Genomic DNA, 17,339 nt, shown 5'->3' on the forward strand with positions numbered 1-17,339 from the left:
ACGAAAAGGAGAAAGGTATGGTTCGTGTGCGATTTGCCCCGTCACCGACGGGATATCTTCACGTGGGCGGAGCCCGCACGGCGCTGTATAACTGGCTGTTTGCCCGTCACCACGGCGGACAGTTCATCCTCCGGATTGAGGACACCGACCGTACCCGCTTCGTGGAAGATGCGGTGGAAGACATCCAGGAGGGCCTGCGGTGGCTGGGCCTGGAATGGGATGAGGGACCGGTGTTCCAGTCCGATCGTCTTTCGCTGTATCGGGAACACGTGGAACGTCTGGTGGCTGAAGGCAAGGCCTATCCCTGTTTCTGCAGTCCGGAGCGCCTGGAAGCTCTGCGAGAGGCGCAGCGCCGGGCCGGAAAGCGCCCGGGGTATGACCGCCACTGCCGGTTTCTCCCTCCCGAAGAGCGGAAGAAACGCCTGGAGGCCGGGGAGCCCCACGTCATCCGTCTTGCCGTCCCTCTGGAAGGCGAAACCCGGGTGATGGACGCCCTCCGGGGCGAGATCGTGTTTGACAACCGGGAACTGGAAGACATCGTGCTTCTCAAATCCGACGGTTTTCCCACCTATCACCTGGCCAACGTGGTGGATGACCATCATATGGGCATCACCCACGTGATGCGGGCGGACGAGTGGATTCCGTCCCTTCCCTATCACGTCCTCCTCTATGAGGCCTTCGGGTGGAAGCCCCCGGTGTTTGCCCATCTCCCCGTCATCCTCTCCCCCGACGGCAAGGGGAAGCTTTCCAAGCGGCACGGCGCCACCAGCGTCCGGGAGTTCCAGCGGATGGGATATCTTCCGGAAGCCCTCCGCAACTATCTCGCTCTCCTGGGATGGTCCCCCGGCGACGATCGGGAAATCCTCACGCTGGACGAGATGATCGCGCTGTTTGATCTGGACCGGGTGCGAACGGCGCCCGCACGCTTTGATTATCAGAAACTCCTCTGGATGAACAGCGTGTATATCCAGAACATGGACGAGGAAGAACTCGTCCGGCGGGTTCGCCCCTTTGTGGAGGAGGCCGGATACCAGCCCGAAGACCAGGACCTCCGGGCGATGGTCCGCCTTTTGAAGGACCGGGTAAAGACCCTCCGGGAGTTTGTGGAATTCGGGCGGTATTTCTTTGAAGATCCGCAGGAATATGATCCGGACGGGGAGAAAAAGCACTTCCGGGACCCGGCGGCTGTGGCCGAACGGCTCCGGAAACTCCTGGAACGGTGGGAAGACCTGGGTCGATTTGATGCCGAAACCCTGGAGACCACCCTCCGGGACCTGGCCGACGAACTGGGCGTGAAAGCGGGAGCCCTCATCCACCCCGTTCGTCTCGCCGTGACCGGCTTCCGGGTGGGACCGAGCCTGTTTATCCTGCTCGAGGCACTGGGTCGGGAGCGGGTGCTCCGGCGCATGGAAAAAGCCATCCGCTATCTGGAGGAAAAGACCACCCATGAAGTGTGAAGTGTGCGGACTTCGGAGCGCCACCCATATCTTTGTGGAGGTGACCCGGGAGCACCGCCTGGAACGGCGGGTGTGCGAAACGTGTGCCTGGAAGCTGGCCATTGCCCTCCCCGAAGAGGCCGTCCTCCAGCCCGAACCCCGGAAGCGCCCACCTCTGCCCCCGGGGAAGGAGGAACTGGGTCAGCGATGTCCCCGGTGCGGACGGCCCTACACGGAGGTCAAGAAAACCCTGATGGTGGGGTGCGCGGAATGCTATGCAGCCTTTCTGGAAAATCTGAAAGCCTTTCTCAAGAAACTCCACGACACGGATGTGGTGTATAAGGGCCGGGCGTATGTCCACGATCCCCGAAGGCGAACCCTGATGGAGGAGCGCCAGAGCCTCCTGGAGCAGCTGGAGACGCTCATTTCGGAGGAGCGGTTTGAAGAAGCCGCACGGGTTCGGGATCGCCTCCGGGTGATTGAGGAAGAACTGGGATGGACTTCCTCGAAAAACTGAAAGAGCAGACCCCTTCCTGGCTTTCGGCCGAAGGGCCTTACCCGGAAACCATCCTGAGCACACGGATCCGGGTGGCCCGGAATCTGGAGGCGTACACTTTCCCGACGGGGGCAGGGGAGGACGAACTTTCCCGGGTGTGGGAACTCGTTCACGACATTCTTCCCGGGGTGATGGGGGACCTCACCTTTTTTGAAAACCTGACGCTTTCGGACCTGGAGCGCCACTTTCTGGTGGAACGGAAGCTGGCTTCCCCGGATCTGATCCGCCGAACGTTGCCCGGTGTGGGCGGGGCTTTCACACCGGACGAGCGGGTGTCTGTTCTCGTGAACGAGGAAGACCACCTCCGGATCCAGGTGTTTCGCCCGGCCTTTGCCCTGGACGAGGCGTTTCAGGAAGCCCTGGATCTGGATCGCGAGATCGGGGACCGTGTGGAATACGCCTTCCTGGGGGATTTCGGATTTCTCACCACATCCCTCACCAACACGGGCCTGGGGCTTCGCATCTCCGTGCTGGCCCATCTTCCCGGGATCGTGCTGTCCAAGAAGATCCCGGAGTTTGTGAACATTGTGCAGAAGGGCGGACTTTCGGTTCGGGGCCTGTATGGGGAGTGGAGTCAGGCCCGGGGCAACCTTTTCCAGATCTCCTCGGCGGAGACCCTCAACCGCTCGGAGGAGGAACTTCTGGAGCGCTTTCGCCTGGGCATGTCCCGGATCCTCAAACTGGAAAAGCGTACCCGGGAAGAACTCCTTGGGGACTATCGCCTGGCGGTGGAGGACAAAATCTATCGGGCCCTGGGCGTGCTCAAGCACGCCCGCTCCATCTCCTTTGACGAAGCGGCCATCCATCTGTCTTTTCTCCGCCTGGGGGTGGGGCTGGGACTCCTCATGGACCTCCCCCTCTCGGCTCTGAATGAAATGCTCTTGTTCAGTCAGCCCGCCCATCTCCAGATGGTCCTGGGTCCCACGGAGAGTGTGGAGGAACGGGATGCCCGGCGGGCAACCTATCTGAGAAGCAAGCTTTCGGCCTATTCCCTTTGAGTTTGACAAACAGGAGGTTGGATCATGCTGCAGATTGGAGACCGTGCGGTGGACTTCTCCCTTCCCGGTGTGGACGGGAAAACCTACACCCTGAAGGACTTCAACAAAAAACTCCTCGCCGTGATCTTCAGCTGCAACCACTGCCCCTACGTCCATGCCTGGGAAGACCGGATCATCCAGATCGCGAAGGACTATGCCGAGCATATGGACGTGGTGCTCATCAACGCAAACGATCCGGATCAGTATCCCGAGGATTCCTTGGAGAACATGAAGAAGCGGGCGAAAGAAAAGGGCTATCCCTTCCCCTATCTTTTCGACGAGTCTCAGGAGGTTCCCCGGGCCTATGGAGCCACCCGGACGCCGGAGGTGTTCCTGTTTGACGAGGAACGGAAACTCCGGTATCACGGGGCGGTGGACGACAGCACCGATCCGAACGCCGTGAAACAGCATTACTTTCGGGATGCGGTGGAGGCCCTCCTGAAAGGTGAAGATCCCCCGGTGGCGGAAACCCCGCCGGTGGGCTGCACCATCAAGTGGCGGCGATAAGGAGGCTGGACCAGTTTCTGGTTCGGGCGGGGGTGGTGAAGCGGCGCACCCTCGCCCAGAAACTCCTCAAAGAAGGGCTGGTGGAGGGGCCCGAGGGGCCTCTCAAACCCTCCACATCCCCCCGGGAAGGGATGGAGATTGCCGTTCACCGGGGGGTGTGGGTGGAGCGGTTCCGCATCCTTTCCGTGGATCCTCCCCGGGTGGAGAGTCTGGGGAAGTCCCGGAGCGAAACCCCACCCGTACGCCGCAAGCTGGACGAGCTTTTTGAACTCCTGGAGGAACCCTTCCTGCCCTGTGAAACGGATGAGGAATCATCATCATGAGCCGTACCGAGCACCCCACGCGGTTTTCTCTGGAAACTGGATGGGGTGTTTTCTCCCCTCGCCGGGTGGGAAGGAACATGCTGAAATCAACCCATGATGCGTAAAACTTCCCGGTTTCGTCTGCGCCGCCAGGCCCGGATCCGGCTCACCAAGGCGGGGTGGCTGTATGCCGCGTCCACCCTGGGGATCGGCCTTGCCGCGGTGAACACGGGGGACAACCTGCTGTATCTCGTGACGTCCTTTCTCCTGGCCGTGATGGCCACGGCAAGCCTCTGGGCCTGGCTCAACTACACCGGTCTCCGGGTGCGGGTGGAACTTCCCCAGGAGGCTTTCCGGAACCGGCCGATCCAGGCAGAGGTGGTGCTGGAAAACACAAAGCCCCTGCCTTCCTTTCTCATCCACGTCCTCCCCCGGGCACGGAAGGTGGGAACATCCCGACGGACGGAACCGAACAGCTCCGGGGAACAGGTGATGGAGACCGGGGGAGCCTGGGTGTTCCGGGTGCCTCCCGGAGGGTCTGCCCAGGTGGGCCTGCGCCTCCGGTTTCGCACGCGGGGACCTGTGGATGTCACGGCTGTCCGGGTGCGGTCGGCCTTTCCCTTTGGCCTGGCCTATCGGGAGGAGGTGCTCCCCGCACCGATACGCCGGGTGGTGGTGTATCCCGCCGTCCACCCCGTTCAGGGGGATCTTCCGGATCGCTTTGTGGCCCGTGCCTTCGGTGAGGAAAGCACGGGGCGGGAAGGTTCTGGTGGGGACTTTCTGGGGCTTCGGGCGTTTGTGCGTGGAGATTCCCCCCGGAGAATCTACTGGCGGGCCTTTTTCAAAGAGGGAAGCCTCCAGGTCAAGCGCTTTGCGGAGGAAGCGTCCCGGACGGTCATCCTCCACGTCCCCCGGCAGGCGAGGGAAGCCGAACTGGAGGAGGTGGCCTCATGGATCGTCCACCTCCTTGCGGCGGGTGATCGGGTGGGGCTGGTGGTGGAGGATACGGGTGAGACCTTCCCTCCGGCCTCGGGAGACCTCCATCGGCGTCTCCTCCTCCGGGCCCTTGCCTTCTATCCCCATCCCCTGGGGCTGCGGTCGCGAACCCATCCCACAGGGAGGTGAACATGGAGCGGATCAGGGTCCGTGCGGGGTTTGCCGACATTGTGGGGCACGGTGTGCTGTGGATGGTGCTCTCGGTGGTCACGCTGGGGCTGGCCTTCCTGGTCTGGCCCTATTACGCCTTCCGGTTTGTGCTGTCCCGGTCGGTGGTGGTGGATCCTTCAGGAAAGGAAGTGGGGCGCATGGAAGTGGAAGGAGGCTTTTCGGGCTATCTGGGGCATGCCATCCTCTGGATGCTCGGCATCCTGATCACCCTGGGCCTTGCCGCCCCGCTCTGGATCTATGATGTGTACCGGAAGGTCCTGTCCGAGACAAAGGTGGTGCGGGAGGGGTGATTAAAACAACTTCGCCCGCACTTTCATCCGCAAAAGCCAGTCCGTTGACTCCAGCCGGATGTTGTGATCCCGTTCCAGAAGAACGTAAGCTCCGGCAAGTCCTTTTTCATACGCCAGGTAGACGTAGTTTCGCCCACCGCTGTACAGGGCACTTAACGCAGGATCCGTGGTCAGCACATGAGAATATCCGATCTGGATCTGGCTTCCTGAAAGAGGGCTGAATCGCACCATCACCTCCCCCCGCCAGACGGGATGCTCTCCTGAAAATTGCTCATACGACACGCTCGAGCGAAACCGAAGGCCGGTTGCAAGAAGAAGGTTCCAGCTTGTCTGAACGGCGCTCCGGGAGGCGAGCGTATAGGTCCGGTAGTTCATATCCCGGCTGGTCCAGGAGGCGTTCAGGGTAAAGGTGTGGGGGGAGAGGTTCCAGCTTGTGGAAAGATGTCCTCCCCACGCCCGAAAGGCGGTATCCTTAAAGCTGCCGGTGGAAAAGTCCAGGGAGTACGCAGACGACTGCCCTCCGTTCAGGGCAAGGGAAAAGGTATGGCCGGAGGACGTAACGCCGAAAAGATTGACCGTTCCTTTCACCGAGGGGGAGAGGATTTCTTCGTCCCAGTAGTGGACCCCCGCGGACGCGGAAAGACTCATGAAGGGACCCTTCCGGTACCAGGTAGGTCCACCGCCAGCCTCGAAAAACCGGAGGTTTTGGTATGGGAAGAACGCAAGGTGAGATGCAGCCCACGCGCCGTTCAGATATGCAGTCCGCAGGAAAAATCCCCAGAAGGGGGAGGCGTATTGCACCGCCCCTCCGGCAAACCACGCGGTATCGCTGATCCCGCCCAGAACGTTCCACTGAAAAGCTTCCTTTTGCCCCACCTCATAGGCAAGAATCTGGCGTTCGTTGAGGGTATCCCGGCGATACAGACCAGCCTGGATCCCCATGACCCCGAGGGCCCCGGCTCTTTTGAGGGCCGCGTAGAAAAAATCTTCCGGAATTTCCGTCCGGGCATAGAGGACGCCCCCCATCCAGGGACCTCCCCGAAGAAGGCCCTTGGCCCCGCCGATGAGGGGGACCCGGGTGGTGGGTGCGGTGGAAAAGCCGGCCATCCCTGTGGCGGTGTCGCCAATGGCACGGGTGTAGAAGAAATCCATGAGGGGAAGTCCCGGAATGATGGGCGGGCGGAAGAGTTCGGCGTCATCGGTGAAAAAAGCACGGCGTTCCGGAAGATAGACGGCAAACCGGTCCAGCGTCACATACACCGGATCCACATCCGCCACGCCGTAATCGGGGAAGAGGGTGACCTGGAACCGGTGGAGATCCACCTGAAGGGTGGCATCCAGGCCACCCTGCCCCCGAATGTTCTGGTGAGGGCTCATGCGGCCTGTCACATGGGGATAGGCCTGAAAGGTGATGCGCAACGGAAGGTGAAGCCGAAGGAGGAGCAACTGTGGGCGCATCTGACCCGGTGGCGTGGGGGCAAGGGCACACACGGTTCCGGTTTTTGCGATATTCCGGATGACGTTGAAGCCCCAGGTCCCGCGGTGATAGGGAAGGCTCTGGAAAGGGATACGGAAGACCACGGTATAGGCCTGATCCGTCTGCTCGGGTTCTGCCTCCCACAGGGTGTTCCAGAAAGGATCCCACACGCCATTCTGAATGCGCTGGTCTTTCATGTTCCCTGCAGGGTCGGCACCCAGCCAGTAATAGGTTTCTCCACCGGTACCGGCGGGATCCAGCAGGACGGCGACAAAGTCCGGCCCCAGCCGATCGCGCTGTGTTTTTTCCACCACAAAGGGGCCTTCTGCGTGCACGCGGACCCAAAAAGCCTCGCGGGTCTGAAAGAGCTCCACGCTGGTGGGATAGGGGCACGGGTCGCCAAAGGTCGGAAATTCCGTCTGGAAGGGCCTCTCCAGATGGAGGGCTTCATCCCATTGAGGCGTGTCCAGGACAGGAACCGTCTGGATGCTGAGGAACATTAAAAGAACCATGGAAATCGCTCCCGGTTTCGGAGAAACCTTTCAAGCCAGGTGATTTCTTTCAAATTCATGGATGCGATCGACTGGATGGCCACGACCTTTCCGTGATATACGAGAATGAGGGCGGGCATCTGCGTCCACGGATTCCCACCCAGCATCCCCTGGAGAAGGGGAAGGGCGTGGGGAGGGGAAACCGTCTGGACAGGAAAAGGAAAGTTCATGGAACGAAGCCACAGAGACGTTTCAGGGAGGTCAGGGCGTGCAATGATCCAGCCAACCATTGGAACCCGGTGTTGCTGAACAAGGTTCATCAGGGCGTCCCAGGTTTGAACGTCCACAGCACACATATGGGGGCTGGTGACAAAGAGGAAAAAGGGATCTTCCTGAGCGGAAGAAGGGAGGATGGAGAGGTTCACAGGAGGAGCGTAGGCAAGAAGGTGATCCAGCGCGCGGGTTCGATGATACAGGAGAATTCCTGCCCAGATGGCAAGAAGAAGGATGGCTGTATCAGGGACGACGTCCTTCCACCGTGAGGGTGTCCCGTTTCCCTGTCTGATCCTGAACCACAAGGGACCAGCCTCCCTTTTGCCTTACCCAGCCTTCCACGTTCGGAAGACCGGTTTCCGGATAAACAGGGCGTTCCGGGTCGGCTTCGGGGATGCCAAGTTTTTTCTGAAGACCGCAGGAGATGGAGCGGACAGGTCCGGAGGGAAGGGCGATGTCATACACACAATCGCCGATGTTGAACACGGCCCAGATGCGGTTTGAATCCACCGTCACGATGTGCACGTGGAAGCCCCCCCTCCATCCCAGGCGGCGTATGGCCTCCGGAACGGGAAGGAGGGAGTGAAGAAAACGACCGGTGGTATCGTACACCTGAATCCAGGTCCCCCAGTTCGCCTGTTCCCGGATGGAGGGATCGTGGCGGTAAGCGACCATCACCCAGTAGGGCCCCGTCTGGATCATGGAGAAGGGTGGGGTGTGGTCCGAACGGATGAAGAACTTTCTGTGGATTTGCCAGGATCGGTCGAGAACGTAGATCACCCGGTAGTTCGCGTCGCCCACAAAGGTGAAGGAATCGGAGCATCCGGCTGTATACAGACGGGGCCGGGGTGCGGGGATGTCGGGATAATCGGGTGCCACGTGGAGGGGACCTTTCACAAGTTCCGAAGAGCGCTGTTGAAGAAGGCTCATCACTGAATCCGGAGGAGAAGGACAGGAAAAGGCCATCATAAACCAGAGTGCTACCATGGCTTGCTCCTTATGGGATCTTCGCGAAGCGCCCCGGAAGGGGCGCTTCGCGGGTTTCTATTTTACGGGGTCAAGGATGAACGGGTCACTCACGTCTGACTCCCGCCATCGATGGGAGCGATGATGCAAGCACAGTTCCCAACGCTTGTGGGGCAGAAACAACCGGCGCCTGATCCCCATCCAATATAGACGGTCGGAGGTTTCTGGGCGGCGTGGAGATAGGGGATGGCGACCTGGACACCGATGCCCCCGAGGAGGGCGAGGAGGGTGAGGATGCGGAGCATGGCACGCATGGTACACCTCCTGTTTATGGGATACCCCCGAAGACGAGCATGATTATATACCCCCCCCCCCCCCGTGATGTCAAGGTCCCGATATGCTCCCAATTCAAACTTTGTTGGAAATCCTGATTGCAAGGGCTAAAATTGAATCTGCAGGGATAGGAGAGGGGGTTTTCAAAAAGGGAGATATCCGCTCTTTTCCTCACCTCACAAAGTCATTCACGATTCTGTTGGTGAAGCGTGATGAAAAGATTATCCCCCGCCCTTATGATCCCTGACTCGTCGGCTATGAGGCGCCTTCCGGGCGTTCCCGATAGGCCCGGACCACGGCGATCACGTCCTCGTTGCCGTAGCCCGCGTTTTCCATGTTCTGATACAGCCCGAAGGCGGCGGCCCCCAGCACCATGGGAAACCGGTGGTTGAGGGCTTCCTGGAGAATGAGACGCAGATCTTTCGCCATGAGCCGGAGCCCGAACTGCTCTGAGAAATCACCCCGGAGGAGTTTGTCTCCCTTGATGGCAAGGTAGGGGCTTGCCAGGGCGCTTTCCTTCAGGGCCTCCACAAACCAGGCGGGGTCCAGCCCGAAACTCCGGGACAGGGCAAACCCCTCCGCCAGGGCGCCGTTCACCAGGGCGATCATCAGGTTGAGTTTGAGCAGGCACCCGTTGCCCAGGACGCCTGTATAAACCACGTGCTTGCCGATGGCCTGGAAGTAGGGTTTCAGGGGTGCAAGGCTTTCCTCGTCTCCACCGGCGAGGAGCACCAGGGCCCGGTTCTCCGCCTGTGGGCGGCTCCCCAGCACCGGGATGTCCACATAGAACCCGCCCCGCAGGATCACTTCCCGGTGAGCCTCCCGGGCCCATGCGGGCGGGTTGGTTCCGTGGTCCACCACCCAGACCCCTTCCCGGAGTCCCGAGAGCAGTCCGTCCTCGCCGTGGAAGACCGTCCGGGTGACCTCGTGGTTGGCGAGCACCACCCCCACGACATCCACGGAGGAAGCCAGTTCCCTGGGTGTGGCGGCCCAGCGGGCCCCCTCTTCCAGAAGAGGTCGGGCCTTGGCCGGGGTTCGGTTCCACACAAACACGTCAAACCCCGCCTTGAGGAGATTCCGGGCCATGGGAAAGCCCATCACACCCGTTCCGATGATGCCAACCCTCATGATGGATTCCCCCTGTTTTTGCGTAACCTGGGCAACATGCGCGCCTTGAGCCGGCGGATTTCCTGCATTTCGTGAGGATCCAGGGCGGCAAGCCCCCCTTCCCGAAGGCCTCCCAGGCCAATGGGTCCGAAACGGATCCGGACAAGCCGCTCCACTTCCAGTCCCAGGACCGCAAAAGCACGGCGGATCTCCCGTTTGCGCCCTTCCGTGATCCCCACCTCCACCGCCCGGGCCTCCAGAGGGTGGGCGAACACGGGCTTGAAAGGACCGTCCTCCAGTTCGAGACCCTCCCGGAAGGCCCGGGCCACATCTCGGGCATGCCGGTCCCCGGAAAACCAGACGCGATAGACCTTCAGCACCTCAAACCGGGGATGGGTGAGGATGTAGGCCAGGTCCCCGTCGTCCGTGAGGAGGAGAAGCCCCTCCGAATCCCGGTCCAGCCGGCCCACGGGCACCACCCCCCGGAGACTGTCGGGGAGCACGTCTTTCAGGGTGAGGGCCGCGTGACGATCCCGGAGGGTGGTGGTCACGCCGCGGGGCTTGTAGAATTTGAAATACCGGAAATATCGCCGGCGGCGCACCGGCTTTCCGTCCACCTCCACCCGATCGTTGTCGCCCACGTCCACCCAGGGTTCCCGGACCACCTTTCCGTTCACCCGCACCCGCCCGGCAAAGATCAGGGCATCGGCCTTCCGGCGGGAGGCCACACCGGCCTGCTGAAGATACCGGTTCAGGCGCATGGTACCTCCCTGAGATCTGTGAGTACAGTCCGGACCAGATTCCCCACGCGCTCAGGTTCAAGATCCCGCAGGCACGCGTGATCCCCGCGCCGGCAGGTCCCTTCTCCGTGAAGGCTGCAGGGCCGGCAGGCAAGGGGGAGGCCCAGGGAAAACACCGGTCCCCGGCCCACAGGGCGCATGCCCAGCACGGGATGGGTGGGTCCCCAGAGTTCCACCACCGGCACGCCCAGCGCCGCCGCGATGTGGGCGGCGGAGGTGTCCACCGTCACCACCAGCCGGGCGCGCTGGAGAAGCCCGACAAAATTCCGGAGATCGGTCCGGTTCAGGAAATTTCGGGACGGATCGGGCCAGTCCATCCCGGGGCCCTGTCCCGCCAGGGTTGCTGGAATGCCCTGATCGGTTAGATCTACGGCAAGCCGATACACATGGACAGCCGGCCAGTTCCGGAGAGGACGGCCTCCGAAGGGGACGATCACCACCCCCGGATCGTCGTGGGGAGAGGGATAGGATGGGATCAGGCGGGGGGGGGAAAAGGGGGCATCGGGGTGAAAACGGCGCAGCACCGCGTGCATCCGGAGGGACATGGGAATTTCCCGGGAAGGGACGCGGCGACGGATCAGCCACCACCGCCGCCGGAGGCTTGCTTTGCGGAGGGTTCCCTTCCGGCGGGCAGGAAGGTGCAGGGTCACCCACCGGGACAGGATCTTTCCGTGGAGATCCAGAAGGAGGTCATAGGGGCCGTTCTTTCGCAGATCCCGGATCACCCGGTCCATCCCCTCCCATGTTTTTCGGGAAAAATGCTCCACCCCTTCGATCCGGGGATCATCTTCCAGAAGGGGAGCGATGGCCGAATCGGTGAGGTAATGAACCCTGTAGCCCAGCTGGACCAGAGACTCCACCACACCGGTGGTCTGGACCACGTCCCCCAGAGCGGAAAACCGGATGATCAGGGCCTTCACTCCACCTCCTCCCCGAACTGCCACCAAGGTCCCGTGTTGTGCAGGAGTTTCCAGGCCCGGACGAGGTTCCGGCCGAGCTGTTCGGCATAGCGACGGGCCCAGACGTCTTCGTCCAGCGTGCGCCCCACCACATAACTGAAGCCGTAAGGGGGAACCCAGATTCCCATGTCATTCAGAATGAGGAAAAGGTGCTGGATCAGGGAGGGGGCGCCACCTTCCTTGCCGCTTGCCACCACGCCGGCGATTTTGCCGTCCAGGAGCTTTCCCGTGTTTTCCAGGGAGGTCAGGCGGTCCAGAAAAGTTTTGAGATGACCGGGAAGGCCATACCAGTAGACAGGGGTGGCGAAGAGAAGGACGTCGGCCAGGAGGAGTTTCTGGTGCAGGCCCTTCATGGCATCGTCCAGCACGCCGGTGGTGCACTGGCGGGGGTTGCAGGATGCGGGGTCTTCGGAATAATAGCCCATGCACGGTCGGATGGGGAAGTCAATGAGGAAGAGCTCCTCCACGCGGGCGTCTGGAGCCCTTTCTTTCAGGGCGTTGAGCACCAGCCGACCCAGGCGGGTGGAACGGGCGTGCTCCCGCCGGGGTGAGGCGAAAAGGGCAAGGACGGAAAGGACTTCCATTCAAAACAAACGACCCCACCGCCGGGCGGTGAGGTCCGGGAAGATTCCATGGGGAGGTTCAGGAGCGACGACGTTCGGGAATGCGAGCCGCCCGTCCGTAGCGTCCCCTGAGGTAATAGAGGCGGGCGCGGCGCACCCGGCCATGGCGGACCACCTCAATTTTGGCCACCACGGGGCTGTGGAGGGGAAAGGTCCGTTCCACCCCCACGTCACCGGAAATTTTGCGCACGGTGAACGTGGCTGAAAGGCCACTTCCCCGACGGCGCATCACCACACCCTCGAACACCTGGATGCGCTCCACCGTTTCATACGCCTTCTTTTTGCTGTTCCACCGGCGCTCCCGAATGCGGACGTGGACCCGGACCGTGTCACCGGGACGGAACTCCGGAATATCCTGACGCAAAAACTCCTGCTCGATCTCCCGGATCACCTGATGGGACATCGCCAACCTCCTCGCTTGATGTGGCGCAAAGTATACGCAACACACAGGGGTCTGTCAAGGTGCGGTGTCGAGAAGAAGGGGGGAATAAATGGAACGGGATCCCCGGCCGTTTTGCCCCCTGTTCAGCATTTGGGATTGTTCTGAGCCGCTTTCGTCCAGGATCGTATTGCCTCACGAGAAAATCTATTCGAACCCAAGTCGTTGCCTCATGAGAAAATCTATCCCAACACATGGAGATCTTCCTCCGCAGGCTCTGGAGGTGTGGCAAAGGAGAAAAGACGCTCCTGTAGCGAGAGAATCCGTTTCCTTAATTGAGCCACATTGAGCTGAGCAAATCGCTCCCGAAGTTTCTCCTTCACCTCCTCCGGTACCCTCGGATCTTCCAGCACACGCTGATAGGGTGTCTTCGGCGTGTCATACCTCTTCCGGACTTTCGAATCCACCCGCTCTTTCTCCACCAGCTTCATCGTCGGTTTGAAAAAGTTGACGAAAATGGAATACAACCGCTCCACCTCTTCCAGCACCTCCAGTGCCTGGGGCGTGTCATACCGGAAATGCCCCACCAGTCTCCGCGCCACATGGCCGTTCTTCTGTTCCACATAGCAGTTGTCGTTTTTCTCATAGGGCCGGGATCGGGTGAAGGTGATCCCCTTCTCCCTGCACCAGGTCATAAGATGATGGTTGATGAAGGAACTGTCATTGTCGCAGTCAATGCCCTTGATGGGGAAAGGAAATCGCTCCACAAGAATTTCCAGCGCTTGGTGGGTCCATACCCGGGCGCGGTTCTTCACAGGGTGCATCTCCGTCCAGCCGGTATGGACATCCGTTGCCACCAGGGTCAGAGCAAAATCTCCCTTTGCGCTTCCTCCATCATGCCCCACCAGGTCGATTTCGATGAAGCCGGGCTCGGCTTCGTTCCAGTCGGCGAAGGTTCGGATGGGGATCTGGTGTTTGAGATGTTTTCCCGGACGGGCAGGATCACCCCACGAAATCTCCTGGAGATTTCGTGGGGGCCCCGAAAGTAAGGGGGTCCCCGTGGTGTTTCCTTGAGGAAACAGCACGGGGTGAAGGCTGCACGGGAAGTCCAGGATGGTCCATAGAGCAACGAGGGCTTCCCGAACGTCTTCGCCGTAGATGGGTTGCGTTTTCGCTGGATTTTGATGTGGGGATCAGCGACGACACGGATGCGAGGGCCGTTGGGGGTATGGAAAGTGACGGTTTTTCGGGCATTTCGGAGGAGGAAAGAGGCGTAGGCGCGGTTGTAGCCGGTGAGGGAACAGAATTCGTCGAGGATTCTATACGCTCACCCCATGAAATTCCTGGCAGAATTTCATGGGGACCCCCGAAAAGCAGGCAAAGATTGATTTTTACGGGCCCCCCTGCGTTTCCGCGCGGAAACGCAGGGGGTGAAAGAAGGGTACGGGAGATTTCATGTAGATTCTTTCGTGAGGCAACCATGTCTTTTCGTGTAGATTTTAAATGAGGCAATGCGAGGATTTGACATCGATGTGGACAAGCCTGTATAATTTTACTGTAGAGAGGCGAAGGGTCGACTTCGCTTCTCTCAACGTTCAAACCAGCAGGAGGGGGCTTATGAAACAACCCAAACTGGGGCTCTTCGCAGCCCTTCTCCTCCCCGCTGTGCTCCCCGCTCAGGCCTTTTTCCAGGCCCGGTGGTCCGGCGTGGCGGTTCAGGCGTTTGCCGCACCGGACTCCTATTGCATCAACGGCTTCCAGGTTACCGGGCCGGATGGTCAGGGTTATGTGGAGCTCATCGCCCTGGGCAGTGACGGGTCGAGCGGGTCGGTGCTGCGGGCACGGTGGCAGGACGTGTCCGTTCAGCCCTTTGCAGGGGGAGGATGTCTGGTGGGATTCTCCGTGAGCGGTCCGGACCCGCAGGGATTTGTGACCCTCACGGCGCACGCGTCCGGAGGTGCAAGCGGTGACATCGTGATGACCCGGTGGCAGGGAATTGCCTTTCAGGGATACACCGCGCCGGCGGGTGCGGTGATCCAGGCTCTGTTCACGGGAGGACCGGACGGAAACGGCTATGTGACCCTGTCCGCGGACACCGTGGATGCGTCCACCGACGTGGATGAGGACGACGGGCCGGCGGTGGTGTTCGGCTTTGCTTCCCTCCCGGGAGTTCTTCGGGGGCGCACCACGGTGTCCTTTGGGCTCCCGGCGGAGAGCGATGTTCGTCTGGAGGTGTTCAACGCCCTGGGCCAGAGGGTGGCGACGCTGGCCCGTGGCAGGTTTTCGGCCGGGCTCCACGAGGTGGAGGTCCGGGCAGATGAAGTTGGGCGGGGGACCTATTTCCTTCGCCTTTCCACCCCCGATCGGGTGGTGGCCCGCAAGGTGATCTTTGCGGGTCGTTAAAAAAACAGGAGGGGAACCATGAAACGTTTGAGCCTTTTGGGTTTGACCCTGGTCCTTGCCATGCCCCTCAAGGCCCAGTGGACGGAGGGTGGGGCAAACATCGGTGCCAACCTGGATTCACTGAAGGTGACCTTCCAGGGATTGGGGACCGTTCTGGAACTTGTGTCCTCTAACAACGCAGGGTTGCTGATGGTGCTGGATCCGACGAACCCTTCCGCTGGGCTCTATATGCACGGAAACTACAACGATGGGGGCCGTATCGCACTGAGTGGTCCATATCCCATTGTTTTCCGGAGCTACACCACTTCTTTTGACCGCGTGGAACTCCCCCAGGATGCCATTCAGTCGTTTGAAATTTCCAACGAGGCTGGGGTGGTGTCCAGTTCGGAGGGGGTGAGCAGCGTTGGGCTTTCAGGTGGGGGCAGTCGGGACACGCTTCTGTTCCAGACCATCACCGCGCCCGACACGGGTTTTCTCCTGATCACTGGATCGGCACAGATCACCGTGAACCACACCAACGGTTCTTCGTCATCCGCCGATTTTGGCCTGATGGTGGATGGAACGGCTCCAGACAATCAGGATGTGGCCCTGTCTCTCACCAGTAATGCAGCCTCAGGGATTTACCGCTTTCCGGTGACGGTGCATCTGCTGGTTCCGGTTAGCGCAGGATCCCACAACGTGGTGTTCTGGGGAGATCAATGGTCAACAGGGGGGACATTCACCGTCTATGACATGCAGCTTTCGGTGGTGTATCTCCCCACGGCGTATGGGACGGTGGCGAAGGTGAGCACAAACAACGTGCCGGACGATCAGGCCCCCCGCCGGGTTGCGTCCGTGCCTGCCCATCAGATCCGTGCCGAAAGCCAGGCGGCCAATCAGGCCCGCATCCAGGCGGAACTCCAGCAGATCCGGGCGCGCCTGGCCGAGCTTGAGGCGGAAATGAAGGCCCACGAAACGCGATAAACAGGTGGAGGGGGCCGGCGGCGAAGCCGCCGGCCAGGAGGTGTGTGCGGGGGCGGCGAAAGCCGCCCCCGCCTTGTTTTTTGCTGCTTTTTACGTATGCTCGTTTCCCTTCTGATCCCCCGCCGGGATGTCCATCCCCGGGCCATCCTGTATGATTTTCTCCGATGAAGGATCCTCGTCCCCCGGGCCATCGCCGTGGCACCGCCGACCTTCCCCTCCACGGAGGGAAGGCCCCCCGGTGGCTGTTCCAGCGTATGGTCCGCCTGTCCCGGGTGATGGTGGAGGCCCTGGTGTCCGAGTTCGGACCGGAGGCCTTTCTCCAGCGCCTTGCGGATCCGGTGTGGTTCCAGTCCTTCGGCTGCGTGCTGGGATTTGACTGGCACTCCTCCGGTCTCACCACCACCGTGACCGGCGCCCTGAAGGAGGCGTTGAAGGACCTCCGGATCGGGGTGTATGCCGCCGGGGGCAAAGGGGGCACGGCCCGGAAAACCCCGGAGATGATCGTCCGCGTCGCGGAACGCACCGGACTGGACCCGGATCCCCTGATCCGGACGAGCCGGCTGGTGGCCAAGGTGGACAGCGCCGCCCTCCAGGACGGGTATGACCTCTATCACCACGTCATGTTCTTCACCGCACGGGGATCCTGGGCCGTGGTCCAGCAGGGGATGAACCCCGCCAACCGCATGGCCCGCCGGTATCACTGGCTTTCAGAAGGCCTGTCCTCGTTTGTGGACAACCCCCACAGCGGCATTGCGGCCTGGAGAAAGGAACGGCGCGTGGTGAACTTCATCACCCCCCGGGCTCGATCCGCCCGGCAGGCCCTCCTGACCCTGGTTCGGGACCATGCGCCCGAAGCGGTGCTTCAAACGTATGCAAAACTTCAGAAACGGAAACTCGTGATGCCCGCTCCCCACCCTGTGGGCGAGAAAGACGTGAATCCCCGGTATCTCCGGAAGGTGCTCCTCTCCACCTATGCCCGCCCTCCGGCCCAGTTTGAGGAACTTCTTCTAACGCCGGGGATGGGTCCGGCCTCCCTGCGGGCTCTGGCCCTGGTGGCGGATGTGATTTATGGCGCCCGGCCCTCTTTTGAAGATCCCGTGGTGTATACCTTCGCCCACGGGGGCAAAGACGGCTACCCCTATCCCGTGAACCGGGCGGTGTATGACCGGACGGTGGAGGTGCTGGAGCAGGCCCTCCGGGAAGCGAGGCTGGGGAGGAGGGAAAAACTCGAAGCCCTGAAGCGCCTCGCCCTTCTGTCCCGGGTGTGATT

The 17,339-nt window shown here is 61.1% G+C and carries 22 protein-coding genes; 12 read left to right on the forward strand and 10 right to left on the reverse strand.

Annotation, left to right across the window (positions count from 1 at the left end):
- The first annotated feature begins 17 nt into the window (after positions 1-17).
- The 7 genes from gltX (at position 18) to AC6HU3_RS06545 (ending at position 5,295) form a co-directional block, all read left to right on the forward strand.
- Entirely contained in the window at positions 18-1,457 is a 1,440-nt protein-coding gene (gltX, locus tag AC6HU3_RS06515) for a glutamate--tRNA ligase (RefSeq protein ID WP_497472968.1), read from the forward strand.
- Positions 1,447-1,953, forward strand: a complete 507-nt coding sequence (locus AC6HU3_RS06520; protein WP_497472969.1) for a UvrB/UvrC motif-containing protein — start codon at positions 1,447-1,449, stop codon at positions 1,951-1,953. Before gltX ends, AC6HU3_RS06520 begins: the two co-directional genes overlap by 11 nt.
- Entirely contained in the window at positions 1,932-2,990 is a 1,059-nt protein-coding gene (locus tag AC6HU3_RS06525; protein WP_497472970.1) for an ATP--guanido phosphotransferase, read from the forward strand. The genes AC6HU3_RS06520 and AC6HU3_RS06525 overlap by 22 nt, the downstream gene beginning before the upstream one ends.
- Positions 2,991-3,014: 24 nt before the next feature.
- Positions 3,015-3,536, forward strand: coding sequence for a thioredoxin family protein (locus AC6HU3_RS06530; protein ID WP_497472971.1), 522 nt, complete (start codon positions 3,015-3,017; stop codon positions 3,534-3,536).
- Complete coding sequence (locus AC6HU3_RS06535) at positions 3,524-3,859, forward strand: S4 domain-containing protein (RefSeq protein WP_497472972.1); 336 nt, start codon at positions 3,524-3,526, stop codon at positions 3,857-3,859. The genes AC6HU3_RS06530 and AC6HU3_RS06535 overlap by 13 nt, the downstream gene beginning before the upstream one ends.
- Positions 3,860-3,952: 93 nt before the next feature.
- Complete coding sequence (locus AC6HU3_RS06540; RefSeq protein WP_497472973.1) at positions 3,953-4,963, forward strand: DUF58 domain-containing protein; 1,011 nt, start codon at positions 3,953-3,955, stop codon at positions 4,961-4,963.
- Positions 4,964-4,965: 2 nt separating this feature from the next.
- On the forward strand, positions 4,966-5,295 hold the full coding sequence (locus tag AC6HU3_RS06545; protein WP_497472974.1) for a DUF6693 family protein: 330 nt from the start codon (positions 4,966-4,968) through the stop codon (positions 5,293-5,295).
- On the opposite strand, the gene AC6HU3_RS06550 is transcribed toward AC6HU3_RS06545, so the two are convergent.
- Positions 5,296-7,284 carry a DUF5916 domain-containing protein gene (locus AC6HU3_RS06550; protein WP_497472975.1) on the reverse strand — a complete coding sequence of 663 codons (1,989 nt, stop codon included), beginning with the start codon at positions 7,282-7,284 and terminating at the stop codon, positions 5,296-5,298.
- Positions 7,272-7,619, reverse strand: coding sequence for a hypothetical protein (locus AC6HU3_RS06555; protein ID WP_497472976.1), 348 nt, complete (start codon positions 7,617-7,619; stop codon positions 7,272-7,274). Before AC6HU3_RS06555 ends, AC6HU3_RS06550 begins: the two co-directional genes overlap by 13 nt.
- On the opposite strand from AC6HU3_RS06555, the gene AC6HU3_RS06560 reads away from it, so the two are divergent.
- Entirely contained in the window at positions 7,620-7,805 is a 186-nt protein-coding gene (locus AC6HU3_RS06560; RefSeq protein ID WP_497472977.1) for a hypothetical protein, read from the forward strand.
- On the opposite strand, the gene AC6HU3_RS06565 is transcribed toward AC6HU3_RS06560, so the two are convergent.
- Together AC6HU3_RS06565 and AC6HU3_RS06570 are read right to left on the reverse strand one after the other, a co-directional pair.
- Complete coding sequence (locus tag AC6HU3_RS06565; RefSeq protein WP_497472978.1) at positions 7,780-8,523, reverse strand: hypothetical protein; 744 nt, start codon at positions 8,521-8,523, stop codon at positions 7,780-7,782. The genes AC6HU3_RS06560 and AC6HU3_RS06565 overlap by 26 nt on opposite strands.
- A gap of 89 nt (positions 8,524-8,612) precedes the next feature.
- Positions 8,613-8,816, reverse strand: a complete 204-nt coding sequence (locus AC6HU3_RS06570; RefSeq protein WP_497472979.1) for a hypothetical protein — start codon at positions 8,814-8,816, stop codon at positions 8,613-8,615.
- A gap of 104 nt (positions 8,817-8,920) precedes the next feature.
- On the opposite strand from AC6HU3_RS06570, the gene AC6HU3_RS06575 reads away from it, so the two are divergent.
- Positions 8,921-9,082, forward strand: coding sequence for a hypothetical protein (locus AC6HU3_RS06575; RefSeq protein WP_497472980.1), 162 nt, complete (start codon positions 8,921-8,923; stop codon positions 9,080-9,082).
- Between the two features lie 8 nt (positions 9,083-9,090).
- On the opposite strand, the gene AC6HU3_RS06580 is transcribed toward AC6HU3_RS06575, so the two are convergent.
- The 6 genes from AC6HU3_RS06580 to AC6HU3_RS06605 form a co-directional block, all read right to left on the reverse strand.
- A complete protein-coding gene (locus AC6HU3_RS06580) occupies positions 9,091-9,963 on the reverse strand; it encodes an NAD(P)-dependent oxidoreductase (RefSeq protein WP_497472981.1) in 873 nt (290 codons plus the stop codon).
- Positions 9,960-10,703, reverse strand: coding sequence for a pseudouridine synthase (locus tag AC6HU3_RS06585; protein ID WP_497472982.1), 744 nt, complete (start codon positions 10,701-10,703; stop codon positions 9,960-9,962). Before AC6HU3_RS06585 ends, AC6HU3_RS06580 begins: the two co-directional genes overlap by 4 nt.
- Entirely contained in the window at positions 10,694-11,662 is a 969-nt protein-coding gene (locus AC6HU3_RS06590; protein ID WP_497472983.1) for a glycosyltransferase family 9 protein, read from the reverse strand. The genes AC6HU3_RS06585 and AC6HU3_RS06590 overlap by 10 nt, the downstream gene beginning before the upstream one ends.
- Positions 11,659-12,285 (reverse strand): flavodoxin family protein, encoded by a 627-nt coding sequence (locus AC6HU3_RS06595; RefSeq protein WP_497472984.1) that lies wholly within the window; start codon positions 12,283-12,285, stop codon positions 11,659-11,661. Before AC6HU3_RS06595 ends, AC6HU3_RS06590 begins: the two co-directional genes overlap by 4 nt.
- A gap of 58 nt (positions 12,286-12,343) precedes the next feature.
- A complete protein-coding gene (rplS, locus tag AC6HU3_RS06600; protein ID WP_497472985.1) occupies positions 12,344-12,727 on the reverse strand; it encodes a 50S ribosomal protein L19 in 384 nt (127 codons plus the stop codon).
- A 218-nt stretch (positions 12,728-12,945) separates the two neighbouring features.
- A complete protein-coding gene (locus AC6HU3_RS06605; RefSeq protein ID WP_497472986.1) occupies positions 12,946-13,788 on the reverse strand; it encodes an integrase catalytic domain-containing protein in 843 nt (280 codons plus the stop codon).
- 532 nt (positions 13,789-14,320) lie between these two features.
- On the opposite strand from AC6HU3_RS06605, the gene AC6HU3_RS06610 reads away from it, so the two are divergent.
- The 3 genes from AC6HU3_RS06610 (at position 14,321) to AC6HU3_RS06620 (ending at position 17,337) form a co-directional block, all read left to right on the forward strand.
- Positions 14,321-15,106, forward strand: coding sequence for a T9SS type A sorting domain-containing protein (locus AC6HU3_RS06610; RefSeq protein ID WP_497472987.1), 786 nt, complete (start codon positions 14,321-14,323; stop codon positions 15,104-15,106).
- An 18-nt stretch (positions 15,107-15,124) separates the two neighbouring features.
- Positions 15,125-16,069, forward strand: coding sequence for a hypothetical protein (locus AC6HU3_RS06615; RefSeq protein WP_497472988.1), 945 nt, complete (start codon positions 15,125-15,127; stop codon positions 16,067-16,069).
- A 164-nt stretch (positions 16,070-16,233) separates the two neighbouring features.
- Positions 16,234-17,337, forward strand: coding sequence for a DUF763 domain-containing protein (locus AC6HU3_RS06620; protein ID WP_497472989.1), 1,104 nt, complete (start codon positions 16,234-16,236; stop codon positions 17,335-17,337).
- Positions 17,338-17,339 lie beyond the last annotated feature (2 nt).

Source organism: Caldifarcimen microaerophilum (genome assembly GCF_055387105.1).

Excerpts from the sequence above, each read along its gene's own strand:
- gltX (WP_497472968.1), top strand. The coding sequence starts at position 18 with ATGGTTCGTGTGCGATTTGCCCCGTCACCGACGGGATATCTTCACGTG.
- AC6HU3_RS06570 (WP_497472979.1), bottom strand. The coding sequence starts at position 8,816 with ATGCGTGCCATGCTCCGCATCCTCACCCTCCTCGCCCTCCTCGGGGGC.
- AC6HU3_RS06525 (WP_497472970.1), top strand. The coding sequence starts at position 1,932 with ATGGACTTCCTCGAAAAACTGAAAGAGCAGACCCCTTCCTGGCTTTCG.
- AC6HU3_RS06565 (WP_497472978.1), bottom strand. The coding sequence starts at position 8,523 with ATGGTAGCACTCTGGTTTATGATGGCCTTTTCCTGTCCTTCTCCTCCG.
- AC6HU3_RS06550 (WP_497472975.1), bottom strand. The coding sequence starts at position 7,284 with ATGGTTCTTTTAATGTTCCTCAGCATCCAGACGGTTCCTGTCCTGGAC.
- AC6HU3_RS06545 (WP_497472974.1), top strand. The coding sequence starts at position 4,966 with ATGGAGCGGATCAGGGTCCGTGCGGGGTTTGCCGACATTGTGGGGCAC.
- AC6HU3_RS06560 (WP_497472977.1), top strand. The coding sequence starts at position 7,620 with ATGGGGGCTGGTGACAAAGAGGAAAAAGGGATCTTCCTGAGCGGAAGA.
- AC6HU3_RS06530 (WP_497472971.1), top strand. The coding sequence starts at position 3,015 with ATGCTGCAGATTGGAGACCGTGCGGTGGACTTCTCCCTTCCCGGTGTG.
- AC6HU3_RS06620 (WP_497472989.1), top strand. The coding sequence starts at position 16,234 with ATGAAGGATCCTCGTCCCCCGGGCCATCGCCGTGGCACCGCCGACCTT.
- rplS (WP_497472985.1), bottom strand. The coding sequence starts at position 12,727 with ATGTCCCATCAGGTGATCCGGGAGATCGAGCAGGAGTTTTTGCGTCAG.
- AC6HU3_RS06615 (WP_497472988.1), top strand. The coding sequence starts at position 15,125 with ATGAAACGTTTGAGCCTTTTGGGTTTGACCCTGGTCCTTGCCATGCCC.
- AC6HU3_RS06585 (WP_497472982.1), bottom strand. The coding sequence starts at position 10,703 with ATGCGCCTGAACCGGTATCTTCAGCAGGCCGGTGTGGCCTCCCGCCGG.
- AC6HU3_RS06520 (WP_497472969.1), top strand. The coding sequence starts at position 1,447 with ATGAAGTGTGAAGTGTGCGGACTTCGGAGCGCCACCCATATCTTTGTG.
- AC6HU3_RS06595 (WP_497472984.1), bottom strand. The coding sequence starts at position 12,285 with ATGGAAGTCCTTTCCGTCCTTGCCCTTTTCGCCTCACCCCGGCGGGAG.
- AC6HU3_RS06580 (WP_497472981.1), bottom strand. The coding sequence starts at position 9,963 with ATGAGGGTTGGCATCATCGGAACGGGTGTGATGGGCTTTCCCATGGCC.
- AC6HU3_RS06610 (WP_497472987.1), top strand. The coding sequence starts at position 14,321 with ATGAAACAACCCAAACTGGGGCTCTTCGCAGCCCTTCTCCTCCCCGCT.
- AC6HU3_RS06540 (WP_497472973.1), top strand. The coding sequence starts at position 3,953 with ATGATGCGTAAAACTTCCCGGTTTCGTCTGCGCCGCCAGGCCCGGATC.
- AC6HU3_RS06555 (WP_497472976.1), bottom strand. The coding sequence starts at position 7,619 with ATGTGTGCTGTGGACGTTCAAACCTGGGACGCCCTGATGAACCTTGTT.